Annotated in this window: 23 protein-coding genes, 1 tRNA gene and 1 pseudogene; 16 read left to right on the top strand and 9 right to left on the bottom strand. The window is 61.4% G+C overall.

The window, feature by feature from the left end; genetic code table 11:
- Positions 1-146: 146 nt before the first annotated feature.
- Both purB and IHV84_RS05230 read left to right on the top strand, forming a co-directional pair.
- Entirely contained in the window at positions 147-1,526 is a 1,380-nt protein-coding gene (gene purB, locus IHV84_RS05235) for an adenylosuccinate lyase (protein ID WP_142082720.1), read from the top strand.
- A gap of 183 nt (positions 1,527-1,709) precedes the next feature.
- Positions 1,710-2,270 carry a YaeQ family protein gene (locus IHV84_RS05230; RefSeq protein WP_066786348.1) on the top strand — a complete coding sequence of 187 codons (561 nt, stop codon included), beginning with the start codon at positions 1,710-1,712 and terminating at the stop codon, positions 2,268-2,270.
- A 72-nt stretch (positions 2,271-2,342) separates the two neighbouring features.
- Here the strand turns inward: IHV84_RS05230 and IHV84_RS05225 are convergent, their stop codons facing one another.
- Together IHV84_RS05225 and IHV84_RS05220 are read right to left on the bottom strand one after the other, a co-directional pair.
- Positions 2,343-2,648, bottom strand: coding sequence for a hypothetical protein (locus IHV84_RS05225; protein ID WP_044395146.1), 306 nt, complete (start codon positions 2,646-2,648; stop codon positions 2,343-2,345).
- Between the two features lie 58 nt (positions 2,649-2,706).
- A complete protein-coding gene (locus IHV84_RS05220) occupies positions 2,707-3,135 on the bottom strand; it encodes a DUF3717 domain-containing protein (protein WP_142082717.1) in 429 nt (142 codons plus the stop codon).
- A gap of 525 nt (positions 3,136-3,660) precedes the next feature.
- Between IHV84_RS05220 and IHV84_RS05215 the strand changes: the two genes are divergently transcribed.
- From IHV84_RS05215 to IHV84_RS05205, 3 genes are all read left to right on the top strand, one after another.
- Positions 3,661-4,428, top strand: a complete 768-nt coding sequence (locus tag IHV84_RS05215) for a TerC family protein (RefSeq protein WP_198846096.1) — start codon at positions 3,661-3,663, stop codon at positions 4,426-4,428.
- Between the two features lie 149 nt (positions 4,429-4,577).
- Positions 4,578-5,057, top strand: coding sequence for a hypothetical protein (locus IHV84_RS05210; protein WP_198846095.1), 480 nt, complete (start codon positions 4,578-4,580; stop codon positions 5,055-5,057).
- 55 nt (positions 5,058-5,112) lie between these two features.
- Complete coding sequence (locus tag IHV84_RS05205) at positions 5,113-5,466, top strand: phage holin family protein (protein WP_198846094.1); 354 nt, start codon at positions 5,113-5,115, stop codon at positions 5,464-5,466.
- Here IHV84_RS05205 and IHV84_RS05200 read toward each other — a convergent pair.
- The gene (locus tag IHV84_RS05200; RefSeq protein WP_370541198.1) at positions 5,434-6,972 is read right to left on the bottom strand and encodes a M48 family metalloprotease; all 1,539 of its coding nucleotides are present in this window, start codon (positions 6,970-6,972) and stop codon (positions 5,434-5,436) included. The genes IHV84_RS05205 and IHV84_RS05200 overlap by 33 nt on opposite strands.
- Before the next feature lie 125 nt (positions 6,973-7,097).
- On the opposite strand from IHV84_RS05200, the gene moaC reads away from it, so the two are divergent.
- Entirely contained in the window at positions 7,098-7,616 is a 519-nt protein-coding gene (gene moaC, locus IHV84_RS05195; RefSeq protein ID WP_198846092.1) for a cyclic pyranopterin monophosphate synthase MoaC, read from the top strand.
- Between the two features lie 60 nt (positions 7,617-7,676).
- Entirely contained in the window at positions 7,677-8,282 is a 606-nt protein-coding gene (locus IHV84_RS05190; RefSeq protein WP_198846091.1) for a Uma2 family endonuclease, read from the top strand.
- Here IHV84_RS05190 and IHV84_RS05185 read toward each other — a convergent pair.
- Complete coding sequence (locus tag IHV84_RS05185; RefSeq protein WP_198846090.1) at positions 8,239-9,861, bottom strand: Wzy polymerase domain-containing protein; 1,623 nt, start codon at positions 9,859-9,861, stop codon at positions 8,239-8,241. The two genes, IHV84_RS05190 and IHV84_RS05185, sit on opposite strands and share 44 nt — an antisense overlap.
- Before the next feature lie 165 nt (positions 9,862-10,026).
- On the opposite strand from IHV84_RS05185, the gene IHV84_RS05180 reads away from it, so the two are divergent.
- From IHV84_RS05180 to IHV84_RS05170, 3 genes and pseudogenes are all read left to right on the top strand, one after another.
- Complete coding sequence (locus IHV84_RS05180; RefSeq protein ID WP_198846089.1) at positions 10,027-10,272, top strand: hypothetical protein; 246 nt, start codon at positions 10,027-10,029, stop codon at positions 10,270-10,272.
- Positions 10,273-10,275: 3 nt separating this feature from the next.
- Positions 10,276-10,704 carry a TA system VapC family ribonuclease toxin gene (locus IHV84_RS05175; protein ID WP_198846088.1) on the top strand — a complete coding sequence of 143 codons (429 nt, stop codon included), beginning with the start codon at positions 10,276-10,278 and terminating at the stop codon, positions 10,702-10,704.
- A gap of 92 nt (positions 10,705-10,796) precedes the next feature.
- Positions 10,797-11,003, top strand: a pseudogene (locus tag IHV84_RS05170) (cyclic pyranopterin monophosphate synthase MoaC); the annotation flags it as partial.
- A gap of 25 nt (positions 11,004-11,028) precedes the next feature.
- On the opposite strand, the gene IHV84_RS05165 reads toward IHV84_RS05170, so the two are convergent.
- Positions 11,029-11,105 (bottom strand) — tRNA-Arg (locus tag IHV84_RS05165).
- A gap of 106 nt (positions 11,106-11,211) precedes the next feature.
- On the opposite strand from IHV84_RS05165, the gene IHV84_RS05160 reads away from it, so the two are divergent.
- The 6 genes from IHV84_RS05160 (at position 11,212) to IHV84_RS05135 (ending at position 18,119) form a co-directional block, all read left to right on the top strand.
- Entirely contained in the window at positions 11,212-12,537 is a 1,326-nt protein-coding gene (locus IHV84_RS05160) for a nucleotide sugar dehydrogenase (protein ID WP_198846087.1), read from the top strand.
- A gap of 4 nt (positions 12,538-12,541) precedes the next feature.
- The gene (locus IHV84_RS05155; RefSeq protein WP_198846086.1) at positions 12,542-14,488 is read left to right on the top strand and encodes an acyltransferase family protein; all 1,947 of its coding nucleotides are present in this window, start codon (positions 12,542-12,544) and stop codon (positions 14,486-14,488) included.
- A 213-nt stretch (positions 14,489-14,701) separates the two neighbouring features.
- Positions 14,702-15,070, top strand: a complete 369-nt coding sequence (locus tag IHV84_RS05150; RefSeq protein WP_198846085.1) for a UDP binding domain-containing protein — start codon at positions 14,702-14,704, stop codon at positions 15,068-15,070.
- Between the two features lie 26 nt (positions 15,071-15,096).
- Positions 15,097-16,251, top strand: a complete 1,155-nt coding sequence (locus IHV84_RS05145; protein ID WP_198846084.1) for a glycosyltransferase family 4 protein — start codon at positions 15,097-15,099, stop codon at positions 16,249-16,251.
- A 6-nt stretch (positions 16,252-16,257) separates the two neighbouring features.
- Entirely contained in the window at positions 16,258-17,298 is a 1,041-nt protein-coding gene (locus tag IHV84_RS05140; protein WP_198846083.1) for a glycosyltransferase family 4 protein, read from the top strand.
- Positions 17,295-18,119: a glycosyltransferase gene (locus IHV84_RS05135; RefSeq protein WP_198846082.1), complete on the top strand. Its 825-nt coding sequence runs from the start codon at positions 17,295-17,297 to the stop codon at positions 18,117-18,119. The genes IHV84_RS05140 and IHV84_RS05135 overlap by 4 nt, the downstream gene beginning before the upstream one ends.
- A gap of 1 nt (position 18,120) precedes the next feature.
- Here IHV84_RS05135 and IHV84_RS05130 read toward each other — a convergent pair whose 3' ends face one another.
- Genes IHV84_RS05130 through IHV84_RS05115 form a run of 4 tightly spaced genes read right to left on the bottom strand, consistent with a single transcriptional unit; the run spans position 18,121 to position 21,350 of the window.
- Complete coding sequence (locus tag IHV84_RS05130) at positions 18,121-19,248, bottom strand: glycosyltransferase (RefSeq protein ID WP_198846081.1); 1,128 nt, start codon at positions 19,246-19,248, stop codon at positions 18,121-18,123.
- 3 nt (positions 19,249-19,251) lie between these two features.
- A complete protein-coding gene (locus tag IHV84_RS05125) occupies positions 19,252-19,404 on the bottom strand; it encodes a hypothetical protein (RefSeq protein ID WP_198846080.1) in 153 nt (50 codons plus the stop codon).
- On the bottom strand, positions 19,401-20,102 hold the full coding sequence (locus IHV84_RS05120; RefSeq protein WP_198846079.1) for an FkbM family methyltransferase: 702 nt from the start codon (positions 20,100-20,102) through the stop codon (positions 19,401-19,403). The genes IHV84_RS05125 and IHV84_RS05120 overlap by 4 nt, the downstream gene beginning before the upstream one ends.
- 21 nt (positions 20,103-20,123) lie before the next feature.
- Positions 20,124-21,350 carry a lipopolysaccharide biosynthesis protein gene (locus IHV84_RS05115; RefSeq protein ID WP_198846078.1) on the bottom strand — a complete coding sequence of 409 codons (1,227 nt, stop codon included), beginning with the start codon at positions 21,348-21,350 and terminating at the stop codon, positions 20,124-20,126.
- Positions 21,351-21,378: the final 28 nt, after the last annotated feature.

Below are 21,378 nucleotides of genomic sequence, written 5' to 3'. Positions count from 1 at the left end.
GTCAGCAGGAAGTGAATGCCCGCACGCAAACGGCGCACGCTGGCTGGGCAGGCGATTCTATCGGCACCCGATCACTCCTACCTGACGAGTACTGGCGCAGGTACAACAGTACGTGCCCGCCCACTGCCCGCCTACAATTGCGCGCCATGAGCCTGTCCACCATCACCGCCCTCTCGCCGCTTGACGGCCGTTACGCCCCCAAACTTGCCGCGCTGCGCCCCATCATGAGCGAGCACGGCTACATGCACCGCCGGGTGCAGGTCGAGGTGGCGTGGTTCATCGCCCTGTCTGATGCAGGCTTTGCAGAATTCAAGCCCCTCACTACCGGAGCACGCGCTTACTTGCTCAGCTTGGTGAAAAACTTCTCCGAGGCCGATTCCGCCGCCATCAAGGAAATCGAGAAGACCACCAACCACGACGTGAAGGCCGTGGAATACTGGATCAAGAGCAAGTTTGAAGCCCGCCCCGAGCTGGAAAAGGCCGCCGAATTTGTGCACTTTGCCTGCACCAGCGAAGACATCAACAACACCAGCCACGCGCTGCAACTGCGCTCGGGCCGCGACCAGGTCATCCTGCCGGGCCTGGACCGCATCATGCTCAAGCTGCGCGAGATGGCCCACGCGTTTGCCGACGTGCCCATGCTCAGCCGCACCCACGGCCAGACGGCCAGCCCCACCACCGTGGGCAAGGAAATGGCCAACGTGGTGATGCGCCTGCAGACGGCCTGCGAGAAGATCGCCGCCGTCAAGATCATGGGCAAGATGAACGGTGCCGTGGGCAACTACAACGCCCACCTGTCCGCCTGGCCTGACTTTGACTGGGAAGCTTTCAGCAAGAAGGTCATCGAAACGCCCGAGCCCCTGGGCCTGGGTCTGACCTTCCAGCCCTACTCGATCCAGATCGAGCCGCACGACTACATGGCCGAGCTGTTCGACGCCGTGGCGCGCGCCAACACCATCCTGATCGACCTCTCGCGCGACATCTGGGGCTATGTGAGCCTGGGCTACTTCAAGCAGCGCCTCAAGGCGGGCGAGATTGGTTCGAGCACCATGCCGCACAAGGTCAACCCCATCGACTTTGAAAACGCCGAAGGCAACCTGGGCCTGGCCAACGCGCTGCTCAAGCACCTGGCTGAGAAGCTGCCCATCAGCCGCTGGCAGCGCGACCTGACCGACAGCACCGTGCTGCGCAACATCGGCGTGGCCCTGGGCTACGCCGCGCTGGCCTACACCTCGCTGCTCACTGGCCTGAACAAGCTCGAAATCAACGAAGAAGCCCTGGCCGCCGACCTGGACGCGTCGTGGGAAGTGCTGGCCGAGCCCATCCAGACGGTGATGCGCCGTTTTGGTGTGCAAGGTGCGTACGAAAAGCTCAAGGAAGTCACACGCGGCAAGACCGTGACGGCCGAAGCGCTGCACGCACTGATCCAGTCGCTGGACATCCCGCAAGCCGAAAAAGACCGCCTGTTGGCCATGACACCCGGCAGCTATACCGGCAAGGCCGCTGAGCTGGCCCGAAGGGTGTAACCCCCCTGAGGCGCTTCACGCCTTCCCCCCAGGGGGACGCAACCCGTGGCCCGGCAAAGCCGGTTCCACGGTTGCACTGACCAGGGCACCGCCCGTAGCGAACGCTGGCGGGCTTTCGATACTTTTTGCCTCTAGCGCTTTCCTGATAAGCGCTGGCAGCTATCAAATTAATAGTGAGGCTGCATGGCCATCAAATCCACCATCTTCAAGGCGAACCTGCAAATCGCCGACATCGACCACGGCTACTACGCCGACCATGCCCTCACCCTGGCACGCCACCCCAGCGAGACGGATGAGCGCATGATGGTGCGGCTGGCCGCGCTGGCCCTGCAGGCCCACCAGCTGCAGACGCTGTGCAATGGCGACGCCACCCTGGCCTTTGGCGCAGGGCTGTCAGACCCCGATGACCCGGACGCCTCGCTCACCGACTTCACCGGCCGCAAGCGCGTGTGGATCGAAGTAGGCCAGCCCGAAGACAAGCCGCTGACCAAGGCCTGCAGCAAGGCCGACTCGGTCATCGTCTACTGCTTCAATCACGCGTCTGAAGTGTGGTGGAAGGGCATTGAAACCAAGCTGACGCGCCTGGAAAAGCTCCAGGTCTGGCGCATTCCCACCGAAGCCTCGCAGGCCATGGCGGCCATGGCCGAGCGCAGCATGCAGCTGCAGGCCACGGTGCAGGAAGGCGCGCTGACGCTGAGCAGCAACCTGGGCAGCGTGCACCTGGAGCCCGTGCGCTGGAAGTGATAGATATCAACCAAAAAGCCTTCTAGCGCCCTACAGAGAAGCGCCAGCAGCTATTGAATCAATAGCAATGACTCAGTCGCGCGGCATCAGCGCGCCACATTGCCAGCACTGCTCAAACCCGCCCTCGACGATCTCCCCGCACCGGCAAGCCCAGCGGCGCTGGGGCAAATCCTGAAGCTCCTGCAGCAGCGCGCGTGCACGGGGGGCGTGTTCGTCGTAATCCAGCCAGATTTCGGGCAGGCACTGGTCCGGCGGCAGGTGCCCGGCCGCAGCCCCCAGGTATTGCCGCTGCACCGATGCCGTCATACCCGCTTCGCACAGCAAGTCGGCCCACAGGGTGGCGATGGCGATATTGGGGGCTTGGGTCAGGCGCAGCATAGGGGCCACCATAGCGGTTTGGTCGCCTCGCGTACAGCCCCCGGGGGAACGCTGCTGGCTACACCGCAGGCGGTTTGGAAGCGCCTTCCGCCGCCCGCTCGGCATAGCGGGTGAACCGCCAGGCCGTGTGCTCCAGCGTGATGCGCCGCCACACCTGGCGCTTGGCGGCTGGGCCCATGGCAGGCCAGTGCTGCACTTCATCGAACGTGCGGCCACAGCCCTTGCACAGATCGTCGCCCTGGCTGGTGGAGCAGATGGCAATGCAGGGCGTGTCGGGCGTGGTGTCGTACCAGCCCAGCCAGGCATCCAGGGCCGCCAGCGGCAGGTCGGCTTCTTCCACCGTATCTTCGTGGCGGTACACCATCAGCGCATACACCTCGGCCAGCGCCTGCACCTGTGGCGCCAGGGCCATACCCGCATTGGAGGGCAAGCGCTGGCGCCAGTGGTTGATGGCGGCTTCGATGTCGGTGATGTGGATGGCGGTCATGAAGATGGGGGTGCAGCGCAAGGGGCCCTGGGCAGGCAGAGGCTACCGGGAGCTAGCGGGGGCTGGATGATAGCGACCCCAGGTGGCCAAACAGCAGCGCAGGGGTATCTGCCAACCTGCTGGTAAACCCTGATACCCCTTCAGGACATACGCAATACCCACAACCCCCGCGCCCTTGCACCGGTCGCCTGACGGTGTTCCAATCACCCCCTTCGAAGGGGAGTAGTTCCCGCCCAGGCCATGCACGCGCCACCCAGCACGCGCAGCAGCATCCGGGCAGCGTACCGTCGTCAGTACGAAGCGTCTCGCTTCCGGCGGTCCGGGTCAGTGCAGCCACCGTGGCCACACCGACTGAGCAAGACCTTTGATGGCCCCGCAGCGGGGTGATCAAGGCCGTCCCTCGCTCCTGCGCACCAGCGCGCGGGCAGGTTCCAGGTCCTCCGCCGCAGGCCTGACTCGCCAGGACAGACCCTTTGCCATCACAGCAGCGGGAAACTCCTTTTGCCTTAGGACACCGAGGACTTCATGGACTTTTTGACTTCACCCGAATTCTGGCTAGCACTGGGCCAGATCATCATCATCGACATCTTGCTGGGCGGAGACAACGCCGTCGTGATCGCGCTGGCCTGCCGCAAGCTGCCACCTGCGCAACGCGCCAAGGGCATCATCTGGGGCACCGCCGGTGCCATCGTCTTGCGGGTGGTGCTGATTGCTTTTGCCATGACCCTGCTGTCGCTGCCGTTCCTCAAGTTCGTCGGTGCGCTGCTGCTGGTGTGGATCGGCGTGAAGCTGCTGGCCCCTGACGAAGAAGGCCACGGCGACGTGCAAGGCAGCGACAAGCTGCTGGCCGCCATCAAGACCATCATCGTGGCCGACCTGGTGATGAGCGTGGACAACGTGATCGCCATCGCCGGTGCCGCACAGAACGCAGGCGAACACTCGTTCCTGCTGGTCGTGCTGGGCCTGCTGATCTCGATCCCGATCATCGTCTGGGGCAGCCAGCTCGTCATCAAGCTGATGGAGCGCTTCCCGTTCATCATCACCTTCGGCGGCATGCTGCTGGGCTGGATTGCTGGTGGCATGCTGGTCACCGATCCTGCATTCGTGAACCCCGCAGTGATGGACTGGATGCCCAAGTGGGGCAGCGTGGATGAAAAGGGCCTGGCGGTCATCTCCGACACCCTGTACTGGGCATCGCACGTGGTAGGCGCCTTGCTGGTGCTGGCAGTGGGCAAGTTCATCGTGTCCCGCCGCGCTGGCGACGGCGGCGAAGGTGGCGCAGCCCACGGCTGACCCCGCGCCTGCACAGCGGCTCCCGCCGTTCGCAGCCTGCATGCAGGCTGCGGCCCCCAGGGGCGTTGACCTCCGCCCGCCGCACGGGCAGGGCAACGCCCTTTTTGCTTTCTGTTTCACCCCGTTCACCCACCCACAGGGCCTGCGACATGGACAAAATCATTGTGTACGTGGACGACGCTGACCATGCGCAGCAGCTGCTTGCGCCCCTGGTAGCCAACGAACCAGCCAGCCAGCGCCACTGGGTGCTGGTGGCCTGTGCGCCGCGCATGACGCACCGCGTCAGCAAATGGGTGAGCCACAGCGCCCGCGAAAGCTGGCGCAACAAATGGGCTGACAAGCTGTTCGCACAAATCATCCCCGGCGCTGGGCTGCAGCCTTCTCAGGTGACGACCGTGCTGGCCAAAATCCCGTTGGCAGAGCTGACCGAGCAACTGCAATCGCAAACCCAACAGGCCTGCGGCCGCCCTGCCCAGGTGCTGGATGCACGCAAACCCCGCATGGGCACCGAAGCGCAAATCGGCGTCAACTCCTCCGCTGAGCGCCCATCACCACCATCCTCCTGGCCCGGCGTGCTGGGCAGCGTGCTCACCGGCTGCAGCACTTTGTGGGCCTTGGCGCTGGACTGAGCGCCCGCCCGCTGCGGCACGTGCCCTGCCTCAAGGCCGGTGCTATTCTCTGGCCATGAAACTCCTCCTGAAATGGCTGCTCAGCGCCGCGGCGCTGCTCTTTGTGGCTTATGTTTATGGCGGCGTGCAGGTGCAGAGCTTTAGCTCGGCGCTGATTGCCGCGTTTGTCATCGGCCTTTTCAACGCCGTGCTGCGCCCGGTGCTGGTGATCCTGACCCTGCCTGTCACCGTGGTCACCGTGGGCCTGTTCCTGTTCGTCATCAACGCGCTCATGTTCTGGGCAGCGGCGGGCGTGCTGGACGGCTTTCACGTCAACGGGTTCATGGCAGCCTTGCTCGGCTCGCTCATCTACTCCGCGCTGGGCCTGGTGATCGAATCAGCGCTCGGCGGCCTGTTCACGAAGCAGTGATTGCACGGCGCGCAGCCGGGTGTCGATGATCGACGCCTCGAAGTGGTCGTCGGCCGAAGTGCTGCGCCGCGCCAGATCCTGCCCGGCCTTGAAGCGATCCACCGCCGCAGCGTAGTCGTAGCGCGCCGCATGTACTTCCGCCTCTGCCCGCACTGCACGCAGTGGCTGGCCCTGCGCATTCCAGACAGCTGCCATGGCCTGCCACGCCGACGCATCGCGCGGGTGGGTCGCCAGCCAGGTCTGCAGCGGCCCCGTCACCTCTTTCGACTGGCCGGTGCGCAGCACAATTTGCGTGCGCAGCAGCATCTCGGGCCGGCGTAAATCCCCCGGTGGCATGGCCGCCAGCGCAGCGGGGGCATCGTCTGCTGCCAGTTCTAGCTCCGCCCTCAGCAGTTTTGCCAACCGGGTGGCCGCAGCATCGTTCTTGACCAGTTGCTGCAACTGCCCCGCCCAGCGCCGCGCCCCTGCCGCATCCCGCAGCTGGCTGGAGCCCAGCGCCGCCGCATACAGCACGCCCGCCTGCCGCGCTGGCGGCAGCGCTGCAAAGCCAGTGCCTTGCGGCTCAGCCACCCACTGGCGCAGAACATCCACACCGGGTCTGGACAGCACCCGTGCCCGCGCGGTGACCATGGCATGCTCGGCCTGCAAGACAAAGGGGCTGGTCGCCGTCAACCCGCCCGAGGGCAGGCGCGACTGCATGTCGGCTATGCGCTGCGTGGTCAACGGGTGGCTGCGCAGATACGGCCAGCTGCCGTTGTCGTTGATGCGGTTGGCCTGCTGCAGCTTGTCGAACATGCCCACAAAACCCTCGGGGGCGAAGCCCGCTGGCTCCATCAGCCCCATACCCACACGGTCGGCCTCACGCTCCATGTCGCGCGAAAAATTGAGCTGGTTTTGCAGGGCCAGCGCCTGCCCGCCCACCACCAGCGCCTGCGTGGCGCCCGGGTTCTTGCTGGCCGCCAGCGCGCCCAGCACCATCGCGCCCAGCAGCAGCGGCGTCTGCCGGCTTTGCTGCGTGAGCAAACGTGAAATGTGCCGCTGCGTCACGTGGCTCAGCTCGTGCGCCATCACCGAGGCCAGCTCGTCGCGCGTGCCCACCACCCCGATCAAGCCCAGGTGCAGCCCCAGATAGCCGCCCGGCAGGGCAAAGGCATTCACGGTGCGGTCACGCCCCAGCAGCACCTCCCACGCAAAGCGCTCGTCCAGCTCGGGCGACAACTCGCCCCGCGCCCGCGCCGCCGCCATCAACGGCTGCCAGATGCCCTGCACGTACTCGCCAATCACCGGGTCATCGATGTAGTCCGGGTCGCGGTACAGCTCGCGGATGATGCGGTCGCCCAGCCGCCGCTCCTCGCTGCTGGTCAGGTCGCTGCCATCCCCCAGGGTAGGAAGCGCCCCCTGTGCCCGAGCAGGCAAGGGGCTTGCCGCGCCGAACGCTATCAAAAGAGAAGCTACTAGCGCTTGACTGGCGAGCGCTAGACGCCTTTTTTTATCCAATATCAACACTCATGGTCTCCCTGGCGCCATTGGTGGCGACAGCGCCAACTGCGGCGCACTGCACCGTATGATGCCCCCGACCCGCGAATTGTTTCGCACGTGGTTGCTACCAAGTGCACAGAGAGCCCTCGACCATGACATCCAAAACCCCAGAAGCCACCGCCACCAGCCCCCTCACCCACTTCGACGCCCAAGGCCAGGCCCACATGGTGGACGTCGGCGCCAAAGCCGCCACCCACCGCATCGCCGTGGCCACCGGCCGCATCGAAATGTTGCCCGCCACGCTGGCGCTCATCGAGGCCGGCAACGCCAAGAAGGGGGATGTGCTGGGCATCGCCCGCATCGCAGGCATCCAGGCTGCCAAGAAGACCAGCGACCTCATTCCCCTGTGCCACCCCTTGGCACTGACCCGCGTGGCGCTGGACTTTGCCCCCGCCAGCGCCCATCACCCCGGCGCCACCGGCATTGCCTGCACCGCCACGGTGGAAACCGTGGGCCCCACGGGCGTGGAGATGGAGGCCCTCACCGCCGTGCAGGTGGCCCTGCTCACCATTTACGACATGTGCAAGGCGGCCGATCGCGGCATGTCCATCCACGACGTGCGCGTGCTGCAAAAGCACGGGGGCAAGTCGGGGAGTTATGTGGCGGACTGATGCACGATGCTCCTTGCCAGGCGCAGACTGCTACCATGACCACCTACCCCGGAGCGAGCCATGTCCCTACCCGCACCACAGCCGTTTTTTGATGCCCAAGCCTACCTTGCCTGGGAGGCCGAGCAAAGCACCAAGCACGAGTACCACGACGGTGAGGTATTTGCGATGGCGGGCGCGTCAGACGCCCATGTGACGGTGGCAGGCAATGTGTACATGGCCCTGCGCAACCACCTGCGCGGCAGCCCCTGCAGCGTGTTCATCTCTGACATGAAGCTGCGCGTGGAAGAAGACAACGCGTTTTTTTACCCCGATGTCTTCGTCACCTGCGCCGAGAGCGACCGTGGGCAGAGCCACAGCAAGAGTGCCCCCGTGCTGGTAGTGGAAGTGCTGTCCCCCGCCACCAGCGCCTACGACCGGGGCGCCAAGTTTGCTGCCTACCGCAAGCTGCCCACACTGCGCGAATACGCCCTGATCGACCCCGAGCGCCTGAGCCTCGATTTGTTTCGCCGCGAAGGCGACAGCAAGCGCTGGGTGCTGCACCCCATCGAGGCTGGCGGCCACGTCGAATGGGCCAGCGTGGGCCTTCAAGTGCCGCTGGAGGCCCTGTACGAAGACGTGCCTATTACGACGGGGCCACAACCACACCCGGCGCCCGACCAGGCATAAGCGGCTCGCCCGACGCCCCGTTCTTCTTCTGCCAGCGCGCATGGTCTTTGGGGTACGCCACCCGGTAGCGCTGCAAATGGAACGCGGCTTCGTCGTCCAGGCCCAGCAGGGTGGCGCTTTCGATCAGGCGCTCGATCACGCGGGGCTCGGGTGAATACTGCAGCATGCGCAGGGCCAGCGCATGCGCCCGCTCGGCAGTGTCGCGGTTGACCGGCATGGTGGTCAGCTCGGCAAAGGCAATGGCATCTTTGAACACCCAACTGCCTTGCACCTGCGCCAAGGGGTTGTCGCGCATGGAAGGCATGCGCTGCGCCACAGGCGTGTAGATCTGGCTGATGCGGTGGTACTGCCACCCCAGCGCCCCCCAGAGCACCAGACCCGCCACCGCAACCACCGCCCACAGACCCAAGGGCACACGCCGCACGACTTGTACGGCTGCATCCAGCCCACGCCCGCGCCAAAGCAGCGCCAGGGCCCACAGCGTGACGATCTGGAACGGGCCATACCAGAGCGGAAACTCCAGCATGCTGTGCAAGCCCACCAGCGCCAGGATCCCCCAGGCCAGTTGGCGCGCGGGATCGGTTTCACTCCAGGGGCGCGCCTTCCACACCCATGCCAGCACGGCAAAACACAGCAGCGCTGCCACGGGGACGCCCAGTTCCACCGCCAGGTGCAGGGGCAGGTTGTGCGCGTTGTCCAGCAGCACGCAAAAGCGCTCACCCGGAAACAGCGTCATGTAATGCGCATAGTCCAACTCCCCCCAGCCCCAGCCGAGCCAGGGCTTCTGCGCAATCAGGTGCAGCACGTTGGACCACAGCACCCTGCGGCTGGTGCAGCCGGGTGCGTCGCCAAAGCGGGCGAACAAGCCTTCGGCACGAAAACCGGTCCATTGCAGCAGCAAATTGGGCAACAACCAGGCTGCAACCGCATAAATGGCCAAGCCCGCCAGCACCAGCCCGAGCGCAACCCGTCCGACCGAAGCGCGCCACAGCGCCAGCAGAACCAGAATCACTAACAATTGCGCCAGCCCCGTGCGCGACGCCGTGGCCGCACTGCCCACTGCCAGCAGGGCCAGCGCCCAGGCCGTCAGAATCCCGACCAGCCACAGAGGCCAGGGCCGACCGCCCCCATGCAAGTCTGCCCCGGCCTGCGCCGAGCTCCCTCCCGCCGATGACGCACGCAAATGCGCCTCGGTCTGCGCCACCACCCACAGCAAAGCCCACAGCCCCATGCTGAGCAGCGTGGCCTGCTGGTTGCGCTGCCGCAAATTGCCCATGGCCTGGCCGGGCTTGGCGGTATGCACCCAGGGATCAAGCCCAGGGGCCGCGCCAAAATATTGCAGCAGGCCGATGGCACTGGCCAGCACGGCGGCCAGCAACAGGCCCGCGCCAAGCCAGGTGGCCATCTCGGAGCGATCCATCCAGCCGCCCCGCACAGTGTTAACGCGGCCTGCTGAGCGTGCATTCCACACCACCGCCACCACCCAACCGCACAGCCCGGCAGCCATCAAGGGCCAGAAGTTGGTAGAGGGTGGCTGGGTATAGGAAAACAGAAACGGGAAGGCAACCGCCAGCGCCATCAGCGGGGCAGTGAGGCAGTGAGGCAGTGAGGCAAGCAAGGTACACGAGAGGACGGCGCAAGGTGGGCGGATGATACCCACGATACCCTTGTTTTCAATGATGCAATTGCATCATGATGATTTAGAATCAAGACATCACTCCCACGAAAATGCAGGAGGCATGTCATGCGCACCACCATTGATCTTGAATACGATACCTTGATTGCCGCCAAAGAAATCGCCCGCGCCGAAAACACGAGTCTGGGCAAAGTAATCTCGCGCTTGTTGCGCCAGGCGCTGACCGGAGGTGCAGCACCCCAAACCATCAACAACCTGCCCGCCACGGCCACAGGGTTCGTGCCCTTCGGGTCGCGCGGGGTCGTTGTCAGCAACGAACTGATCAATCGCTTGCGCGATGCCGACGGCATTTAGACCATGCGTGCCCTGCTCGACGTCAATGTCCTGATCGCCCTGCTGGATGCGGCGCACATGCACCACGCCCGCGCCACGCAGTGGCTGCAGCAGGAGATTGCTCACGGCTGGGCCTCCTGCCCACTCACGCAGAACGGCTGCTTGCGCATCATGGCCCAGCCCGCCTACCCCCAGGCCCTGCCGTTGGCGGCAATCGTCAGCCGCCTGGCACAGGCTACCGCACACCCTGCGCACGCCTTTCTTGCCGACGACTACAGCCTGCTCGACGCCAACCAGGTGCACTGGCAACACCTGCTGGGCCACAGGCAAATTACAGACAGCTACCTGCTGGGCTTGGCCGTACGCCACCAGTGCTGTTTTGTCAGCTTTGATGCTCGGCTGAACCTTCACGCCGTTCCAGGCGCGACAGCGGAGCATTTGATCGTCCTGTAACCGCAATAGACACTATGGGCGAACTTAGAACTCAAAGTCGCGCCCAGGGTTTAAACCCTATTTCTGTTTGAATTGGAGTCTGACCCCAATTTTTACTGCGCGCCGACAACGCCGTGCAGTGCATAGCCACCGCAGAAACCGTGGGCCCGACCGGGGTGGAAATGGAAGCCCTCACCGTCGTGCAGATCGCGCTGCTGACCATCTACGACATGTGCAAGGCCGCAGACAAGCGCATGGTGATAACCGGCGTGCAGCTGCTGGAAAAGCATGGCGGCAAGTCGGGAAGCTTTGTGGCCTGAGGGAGCCACACCCTATGCCGTGAGATGGCCTGCCCGGAGGGACTCGAGCCCCCGACCTATTGCTTAGAAGGCAATTGCTCTATCCAGTTGAGCTACGGGCAGATATGCCGCCGACCACGGATATCTGCTCCAATACAAATACATGGGGCAGCAATGCGCCAATCATAGCCTCACGCACCTAGGCTTCATTCCTTCTTTGTCTTAGACCATGTCCAGCACCCTTTCTCCAGAGCTCTCGGCCCTGCAAACCAAAATCGACGCGCGCACCGCACATATTGGCATCTACGGATTGGGCTATGTCGGCCTTCCATTGGCATTGCGGTTTGCCGAGGTGGGGCTGAAAGTCACCGGCTTTGACATCGACAGCGCCAAGGTGCAACAGCTGAATGCGGGAGGGAGCTACATTGAGCGCTTGCCACCTGCCGTTATCCAGCGCGCACGGTCGCAAGGATTTGAGGCGACGACGGACTTCTCTCTCAGCAAAGAGGTAGATGCAATCATTATTTGCGTCCCGACACCGCTGAATCGCTATCGTGAACCGGATCTCAGCTACATCATTGCCACCATTGAGAGCGCGTTGCCCCACATGCGAGCGGGACAGCTAGTGAGCCTGGAAAGCACCACGTGGCCTGGCACCACGGAAGAAGTGCTGGCCCCCCGCCTGCGCGCCCGTGGATTAGTGCATGGGGAAAATTGTGCCCTTGTCTTTTCACCAGAACGCGAGGACCCCGGAAACCCGCGCTACGGCACCAAAGATATTCCGAAAGTAATTGGAGGATGCACCCCAAGCTGCCTGGCACTGGGGAAGGCACTCTATCAACGGGCAATTCAGACCCTGGTGCCTGTCAGCTCCCCCCGAGTGGCCGAAATGACCAAGCTGCTGGAAAACATCCACCGCGCAGTGAATATTGGGCTGGTCAACGAAATGAAGATCGTGGCCGACAAAATGGGCATCAGCATCCACGAAGTGATCGAAGCCGCCGCCACCAAACCCTTCGGCTTCGTCCCCTACAAGCCAGGACCAGGACTGGGTGGTCACTGCATTCCTATCGACCCGTTCTATCTGACATGGAAGGCACGCGAATACGGCATCAACACGCGCTTCATCGAACTGGCCGGCGAAATCAACCACTACATGCCGCACTGGGTGGTAGAAAAAATCACCGATGCCCTGAACGAGCGCAGCAAGGCCATCAAAGGCAGCCGCATTTTGGTGCTGGGCTTGGCCTACAAGAAAAACATTGATGACACGCGCGAATCGCCCGCTGTGGAAATCATGGACTTGCTGCAAGCCAAAGGCGCGCACATCGATTACAGCGACCCGCATGTGCCCGTGTTTCCGCGCAAGCGCGATTACCACTTTGACCTGCAATCGGTGACCCTGACGCCCGAGAGCATCGCCAGCTACGACTGTCTGGTGCTGGCTACCGATCACGATGGGTTTGATTACCAGCAGCTGGTGCAGCATGCGCGTTTGGTGGTGGATACGCGTGGGCGGTTGGGGCAGGTGGCGGGTAATGTGGTGGTGGCTTAGCGCAATGTCAGCAACCAAAACCGTTTTCCGCCCCGATATTGAAGGACTTCGGGCCATCGCAGTCACGCTGGTGATTGCCGCGCACTATGCCATTCCTGGGTTTGCAGGTGGCTTTATTGGCGTTGATATTTTCTTCGTCATCTCTGGCTACTTGATCACGGGCATCCTCATGCGTGAGTACCAAGAGACGGGACGCATCGCTCTTTTGCGCTTTTATGCCAATCGTCTGCGTCGCTTACTGCCCGCCCTGGCGACGGTGTTGGTTGTCAGTGCTTTGCTGGTGAAGTGGTTATTGCCCATCACTGAACATCCTGAACACAGCAAAGCCGCTGCTATGGCTGGTTTATGGGCCAGTAACCTATTCTTTGCCTTCACTGATGTGAATTACTTCGCACCAGAGACCAGTAATAACGCTTTTCTACATACGTGGTCGCTGGGAGTAGAAGAACAGTTTTATCTGGTCTGGCCACTACTCATATTGCTCATGGCACCCTGGATGCGAGGCCAGCCCAAACGCTTTGCCATTCTCTGGATGGTGGTGGTTGCGATGTCACTCGTGACATGCTTGTGGTTGGTGCGGTCACAAGCTGTGCTGGCATTTTATTTAATGCCAACACGGGCTTGGCAGTTTGCTGTTGGCGCACTGGCATGGCTGTTGGCCCAGCATGTGCGCCCAAATGTTGCTCAGGCAGCAAGTTTTAGTTGGTTGGGCCTGGCTCTTTTGGCATTGAGTCTGTACATGATTGATGAGGCTACGCTCTATCCCAGTGAGTGGGCGTTGTTGCCTACGCTGGGCAGCATGGCTTTGTTATGGGCCGGCAGCACAAATACTCCCGCACCAGTCATTAAATCTTTATCCTTAGCTCCTATGCAGGCAGTAGGTCGCCTGTCTTATGTCTGGTACCTCTGGCATTGGCCTGTTCTGGTGGTTGGTCAGCAGATACTGCCGATTCATGGGCATTGGGATTACACCGTGTTAGCGGTAGGAGTATCTCTGCTGGCCGCGATTGCTACCCACCACCTGATTGAGACTCCCATCCGCTTTGGTCGTCCCGCTCAGCTGCGTCACAGTTGGCAAATGGGGCTTGCGTTATGCCTGATGGTGCTACTGAATTCGCAGATGCTGCGCTGGAACACTGAGGCACGCGACACCTTGGCACGCAGCAGCAGCACTATCGCAGCACGCGCAACAGTTGATGTTCCGATCATTTACCAGCACGGTTGCGATGACTGGTACCACAGTGACGAACTGAAGCCCTGTGTTTACGGTAAAGCCGATGCCCCCAAAACCGCACTATTGCTAGGCGACAGCATCGGAGCACAGTGGTTTCCCACCCTAACCGCCATGCTCGACCACCAACAGTGGCGCATCGTGGTGCTGACAAAATCTTCCTGTCCCATGGTAGATGAGCCATTTTTCTACCAGCGCATAGGTCGCGATTACACCGAGTGCAGCGTTTGGCGTGATCGTGCGATTCAATGGGTTCGACAAAACCCTGTGCAATGGATTTTCATGGGTAGCACCGCATCGTATGACTTCACGCCAGAGCAATGGGAACAAGGCACGGGCCGTCTCCTGGAGCAACTCGCAGCCCATGCCGAAGGGATCTATGTAATAGAGGCCAACCCCACGCTGGCCTTTGATGGCCCCAGCTGCTTGCGTCAACGACTTCCTGAGGAGTGCGGGAGCGCACCTGCAAGCGCTCCACGTTACCCAGAGGTTGCGCATTATTTACAGCAAGCCATTGAGCAACAGCCTAAGGCCCATTGGCTGGAAACGAGCAGCTATGTATGCCCAAATGATCAATGCTCGGCGCAACGGCATGTTAACGGCAAGGAAACCGTGGTGTTCCGCGACAGTCAGCATTTGACGGCGAGTTTCGTGGCAACTGCAGCAGAACACTTTCTGCGGCAGATAGCCGATGAGGAAAGCAGGCTGCTAAAGCAGTGAGAATATTAATGAACCGGCTTCGTATCCTGCTTGGCATATTGCTGATGAGTTGTCGCGCTTTGCTCAAGTAGAGTTGATCGGCACCTAGTGTTGCGGCTGCATTGCCTCCACCTGCTGTGCCAGTAACGGAAGTGGCCTTGCGCCCTTTACTTCGTTTTCTGTTTTTATCGAGTTGGCTGGCGAGATCAACCGCACTGGGTGGTAGGCAAGGTGATGGACGCGCTCAACGACCGAGGCAAAGCACTCAAAGGCAGCCGCATCCTGGTGCTGGGCCTGGCCTACAAGAAAAACATCGACGACACGCGCGAATCGCCCGCCGTGGAAATCATGGACCTGCTGCAAGCCAAGGGCGCGCATATCGACTACAGCGACCCGCACGTACCCACCTTCCCGCGCAAGCGCGACTACCACTTTGACCTGCAATCCGTGGCACTGACGCCCGAAAGCATTGCCAGCTACGACTGCCTGGTGCTGGCCACCGACCACGATGGCTTTGACTACGCACAGCTGCTGCAGCATGCGCAGCTGATTGTGGATACGCGTGGGAGGTTGCCCGCTCATGCATGCGTGGTGCCTGCTTGAGGGGCCTTGCGCCAGAACATATGCCCATGACGGAAAGTCCTCTCCGTATCCTGCACATCACACGCAACTTGCCGCCACTGGTCGGTGGCATGGAGCGCCTGAACTGGCACATCGCCGATGAGTTGTCTCGTTATGCGCAGGTGCAGCTGATTGGCCCCAGTGGCGCTGCCGCACTACGTCCGTCAGCTGTGCCAGTGACCGAGGTTCCGTTGCGCCCACTGCCGCGCTTTTTGCTGGCATCGGCTTGGCAGGCGGTGGCCGTGGCACGGCGCTTTCAGCCGCATGTCGTGCTGGCTGGCAGCGGCCTAACCGCGCCAGCAGCCTGGCTGGCCGCCCGCGCCTGTGGTGCCCGCGCCCACGTGTACCTGCATGGGCTGGATGCCGCCGTACAACACCCCGCTTACCGCGCAGTGTGGCACCCGGCGATCCGGTGTATGGATGGCGTGATTGCCAACAGCCAGCCCACCGCCGAGCTGGCACGCAACCTGGGCGTAGCAGCCGAAAAAATCCGCATCGTGCATCCAGGGGTCACACTGCCCACCGCGCCACAAAGCCCCGCCGCGTTGCAGGATTTTCGGCAACGCCATCAATTGGGTGACAGGCGCTTGCTGCTGTCCGTGGGCCGCCTGACCACCCGCAAAGGCTTGCGCGAATTTGTGCAGCAAGCCTTGCCCGCTATTGTTCAGGCAGCACCCGATACCCTGCTGGTCGTCGTGGGAGATGCCCCAGCCGACTCGCTGCACGCCAGCGTGCAAACCCGCGCCAGCATCCAAGCAGTGGCCGATGCAGCAGGCATTGGGCAACATTTGCGCTTTCTGGGTGTGATCACCGACCCACAAGAACTGGCCTGCGCTTACGAAAGCGCTTCGCTGCACATCTTCCCTGTACGCGAACTGCACGGCGATCCAGAAGGTTTTGGCATGGTAGCGATTGAAGCAGCAGCGCATGGGCTGCCCACGGTGGCGTTTGCGACAGGGGGAATTGTGGATGCCGTGGCAGAGGGGCAGTCTGGCCACTTAGTTACACCCGGCGATTACCTTTCACTGGCCCAGGCCGCACTGCAAGTACTCGCTGATGACTCCAACGCGTGGCCGACCCGCGCCAGTGCTTTTGCGGCGCAATTTGCATGGCGGGTAATGGGCGAAAAATTGTGGGACATACTGCAAACAGACATCAGCTGAATACAAATGAACAGCGCAGCCCCCGCCATCTGGTTCCCCACTGTGCGCACAGGCACAGGCACCGATGTATTTACCCAGCGGTTGGTGGCCGATCTGTGCAAGCGTGGGGTGCGTGCCGAGATCACCTGGCTGCCACTGCGCGCCGAATATGCGCCCTGGGCATTGCCCATACCCCGGCCGCCCGCATGGGCCACGGTGGCACACGTCAACACCTGGCTGCACACGCGCTTTATCCCGCGCAGCCTGCCCCTGGTGGCCACCATCCACCACGCCGTGCACCACCCGGATGCCAGCGCCTACAAAGGCCCACTGCGTGCTGCCTACCACCGCTGGTGGATAGCACCCAACGAGCGCCGCGTTTTGCGCCAGGCCCAGGGCGTCGTGGCGGTAAGTCAGTTTGTGGCTGACAGCACCCGGCACAGTCTGTTGGATGTGCCCATGCAGGTCATCTACAACGGCGTGGATACCGAGCGCTTTCGCCCCGGTACGCGCCAGCGCCAGTCCGGCGAGCCTTTCAAGCTGCTATTTGTGGGCAGTTGGATGGCGCGCAAAGGCGTTGACTTGTTGGCCCCCATACTGCGCCAACTGGGCGAAGGCTATGTACTGCATTACACCGGTGGCCCGGCGGCAGAAAAAGACAAAGCTCAGATGCCACCCAACATGATCGACATGGGCCGCCTACAAGGGGATGCCGCCGTAGTGGCTGCCATGCAGAATGCAGACGCGCTGCTGTTTCCATCACGCAGCGAAGGCCACCCCCTGGTGGCGATAGAAGCCATGGCCTGTGGCTTGCCCATTATTGGAATGCACGGGTCGTCCGTCTCTGAAGCGGTTACTGACGGTCAAACCGGCCTGCTGTGCCCACAAAATGATGTGGCGGCATTTGTGACTGCCACGCGCAGCTTGGCTGCTGATCACATCCGATACGCTAGCCTGGCGCAAGCCGCGCGGGTGCAGGCAGTGGAGCGTTTTTCAGAAACCGCCATGACCAACGCATACCTGCACCTGTACCAGTGTGCCACCGCAGATGCCAAAGGTACCCTGTGACTGCTGCCATCACCATCCACTTCAAAAAACCCAAGCTCACCAGTGCGTGTATTGACAGCCTGTTGGCTGATGGCTGGGCCCCCATTCTGGTTTGGGACAACTCTGAGGACGCAGGGGGCAGCTTGCAAGACCTGCAAACCCGCTATGCGGCAGAGCCTCGCGTCGTGCTGGTTACCAACCCCCGCAATCTGGGTTTTGGTAAAGGCATGAACGCCGCGCTGGCCGCCCTGGGGCGCTATGGCTACGCCGGGCCGGTGCTGCTGGTCAACAACGATGCCCAGGTGCAACCTGGGATGCGTCTCGCGTTAGAGGCACGATTGACGCACACCAACACCCCCATGCTGATTGCACCGCGCCTGATGCAGGATGGCCAAGAACAAGGCTGGCTGTACTACCAACCATGGCTGGCGTTGGTCACCAAGCGCCCCGTTTGGGGCAGCTTTGCGTACCTGAGTGGCTGTTGCCTGTTGGTGCAGCGGCCCGACAACACCCAGCCTTTGTTTGACGAAACCTTCTTCATGTACGGCGAAGACGTGGAACTGTCTTGGCGCATGCGCCGCCAAGGCGGGCAATTGGTACTGCTTGACCGCAGTTATCTGCAGCATGACGGATTGGGCAGCAGCGGCCATGCCAGTGCTGCCTATGAGCGGTATCTGGTGCAGTCCCACTGGCTGCTGGCGGGAAAACTGGCGTCCAATGCCGTTTCTGCAACGTTGATGCGTGTATCGCGCATTCCATCTTTATTGGCCCGTGCATGCCTGCGGTCGTGGCGGTATCGGTCATGGGTGCCGTTGCGGGCAATTTCCAGGCTATTTGAATGAATCAATTGGCAAAGCGAGCTTGCTGGCCTCTCTCTACGGATTCGATCAGCGCCACATGCTGGCGCGCAGCTTCCGTTGCTGTGAATTTTTCAAACCATGTATCAGGCGGGCGTTGAATAGAGCGTGGTTGCTGCAACACATCCAACATGGCGTTGGCAAGGGCATCACGATCCTCAACAGGGACCAAGGTGCCATACCGGCCACCTTCCAAGACCTCGGCTGGGCCGTAATCACAGTCGGTAGAAATCACTCGCGTGCCCGCCCACAACGCCTCTACAAGCACTAGCCCAAAACCTTCGAATCTGGAGCTGAGAACAAAAGCACATGCCTTCCGCATTTGTGCGATTGGGCTATCTGTATACCCAGCCAGCACAACAGCCCCCTCTAGATTTAATGAATTAATTTGCGCCTGCAATGCATCGCGCAAAGAACCGCTTCCAAAAATCACCAAGCGCGCATTGGATTTATTTTTTATTTTTGCAAAAGCGTCAATCAAAACATCAAAACCCTTTTGATTTTCCAAGCGCCCCATGGCAACAAAGACCGGAACAGATGCATCTTCAAGCCAAGGGTGCAACTTTGCCGACTCTGTTTCAACTGGCACTGCGGCATCGTCAATGACTGGATTCAGAATGGTTGTGACATGCGAGGAATCAATATGCAGGTAACTGGCAGTTGCTGAAGCCAGCGCCCGCGAAACGGCAATCACATGGGAGCGCCGTGCCGCCCAACGCGAAAGCACCGGGCCAATGAAGCGATTAACGAAGCTTGCCTGCTGCCAATCAAGATGAAGATTGTTCTCGTTGCGTATGAAAATTGGGGACTTCCATCGAAAAAACACCTTAGATAACGCTGCCGCTATTCCCGTAGTGATACCAAAACAAATCACCGCATCGAATTCAATTTTTTGGACAATTTGGGCGAGATTTTTTATTGATTTAATCGGCTTACCTGTCTTGAAGTCAACGACGCGACATTTTTTACTGAATTTTCCAGAAAATTCACCATCTGCCAAAGGTGTGGCAACGATGATTTCATGCCCATTTTCTATAAGCGCAGCAGCCAACAAATAAGCAACTTGCTCTGCTCCTCCCGCCAAAAGCCTAGGGGTGAAAAATATGATTTTCAAAGATCAACCCCTATTTTTTATTGCCAAAATATCCGTAAATGCAGAACCTGCCGGATACATCACAGTCAACTTATCCAGCGTGATCTCTACAGGCTGCACACCTTGCTTCAAATCAAAAATCCGCCGCCCCGCCAGCGCCTCCCGAAACCAATTCATTCCACCCGAGTTTTCAAGGTAGCCAGTGTTGTATTCACAGACAACAGGTTTGGCGCACCGCGCAGTGCATGGCCTTCATAACCCTCGATATCCATCCATAGCAGCGCACCATCGTGCGGACAATCCACATCGTCGAGACGCGTTGAATCGACAGGCAGGCCCGTGCGACCAATCGAATGGTTGCCACTGTTGGTTGAAGACTCCGTGAGGAATAACGAAGCATGGGACTCCGCTCCCACGGCCTGTGCCAGCACGCGCACACGCTCCGACAAGCCGTTCAGTGCCAGGTTGGTGCGCAGCAGCCGAAGATTGTTGGGGTGCGGTTCGACAGCGGTGGCCGATTGCATCAGTCCGCGGGCCAATGCAGGAATGACGATGGTGCCGATATTGGCGGCGACATCGATCAAGTGTTTAGGGCGGGGTAGACCCTCTCGCTCAATAATCGCCAAAGCCGTTTGCAGTTTGGCAAAGTCAAATTCGCCATGCAGGAACAATTCGCGGCCAATCACTTTGTCCGCAGTCGCAACCACGAAATGTTCAGGACGCCCGGTCACTAAATACGGTACCGGCATGGCGTCGTAGACAGCCCGACGCAGCAGCGCAGGCCCGGTCTTTAGCAGCGCAAACAAAGCTCGGCTAACAGCTAGCAAGGGGCGACGCAGTACCTGGGAGTTGCGTATGGGTTCAGGCAGAGACATGCGTAGCTTTCGTCAAACGGGTTATCGGCGGATGCGTAGCGCGCCCTGAAGCAAAAAAACAATCATCACGGCCTCTGCGGCGTAGCCGGCCCACACAGCCCCCATCAGGCCATAAGTAGGCGCCAATACTGCCACGCTCACCACGCTGACCATCCCACCGATGGCGTAGGCCCAAGCAATTTTCTGCATTCGCCCATGATGAATCGCATGGAAATTGAGCAGGCCCCGCAACACCTGCAGCATAGGCAACCAGGCCAGCAGGCGCAGCACTGCAACCGCATCCATAAAATCGGCACCAAACACTACGGGCAGCAGCGGGGCCACCAGCCATAAAGCTACACCCAAAGCCAGCGCCAGCACCAGCAGCGCTGCACCAGTGCGGCGCAACTGCCGCGCCGGGTTGGCCTGGGCATACAAGCGCGGCCACAACGCCTCTTGCAGCGCCAAGACAGGCAGGCTGGCCATGTCCACCACCCGTTGGGCCACGTTGTAGGTGCCTGCCAGGCCATACCCCGCTTGTGCCAGCATGGGTTTGTTGAACTCGCCTTGCAGCTTGGTGGCAAAAACGGCCAAGCTGAATGGCAGCCCACTGCGCGCTGTCATGGGCTCGGGCAGCACCGCATCAGGCGCTTTGGCCGCCGCGCGCAAAGGCAGCCATAACAGCGCGGCATAGATCAGCCCGCTGGCCGCGTAAGTCCACAGCACGGCGGTGACTCCTGCATCCCGCGTGCCTGACCACAACAGGCCCAGTGCCACCAGCCGAGCGCCCGGCAAGCCCGCGTTGACGGCGCCAAAGGCATGGGTGCGCTGCTGCGCCTGCACGTGGCGGGCGCACAGCTCGGTCAACGAGGTTGCGGATAGTTCGGCTGCAGCTACCACCAACAGAGCAAGCAACGCTATACGCTCAGGCAGCAACCACAGGGCCACCACCACGGACGCAGCCACGCACGGCAGGAGCGTGCGGAGCCACCAACGCAGCGCACGCGCCAGATAGTTGCCAGCGTGCGCTGGGTCGCGGGCCGCATTGCGCAGCAGTATGTGCGACAACCCCAAGCCTACAAACGGGGTGAAAAACGAGGATGCAGCCACCACTGCCACAAACTGCCCATAAGGTTGTGCGCCCAGTTGCCGCGCCAGCCACACCACCGTGGCGGCCTGCATGGCAGCCCGCAGCAGCATCCAGCCCAGCAAAACCAGGCCGCTACGGGCCAGGCCGCCGGGGCGCCAGCGGATGGAAAGCCTGCTCATAAGCAGCGCGGATCAAGCCAACATGTAA

Source organism: Acidovorax sp. IB03 (assembly GCF_016406015.1).
In the GTDB taxonomy this organism is placed as follows: domain Bacteria; phylum Pseudomonadota; class Gammaproteobacteria; order Burkholderiales; family Burkholderiaceae_C; genus Acidovorax; species Acidovorax temperans.
This window is presented reverse-complemented; position numbering and strand designations above follow the sequence as displayed.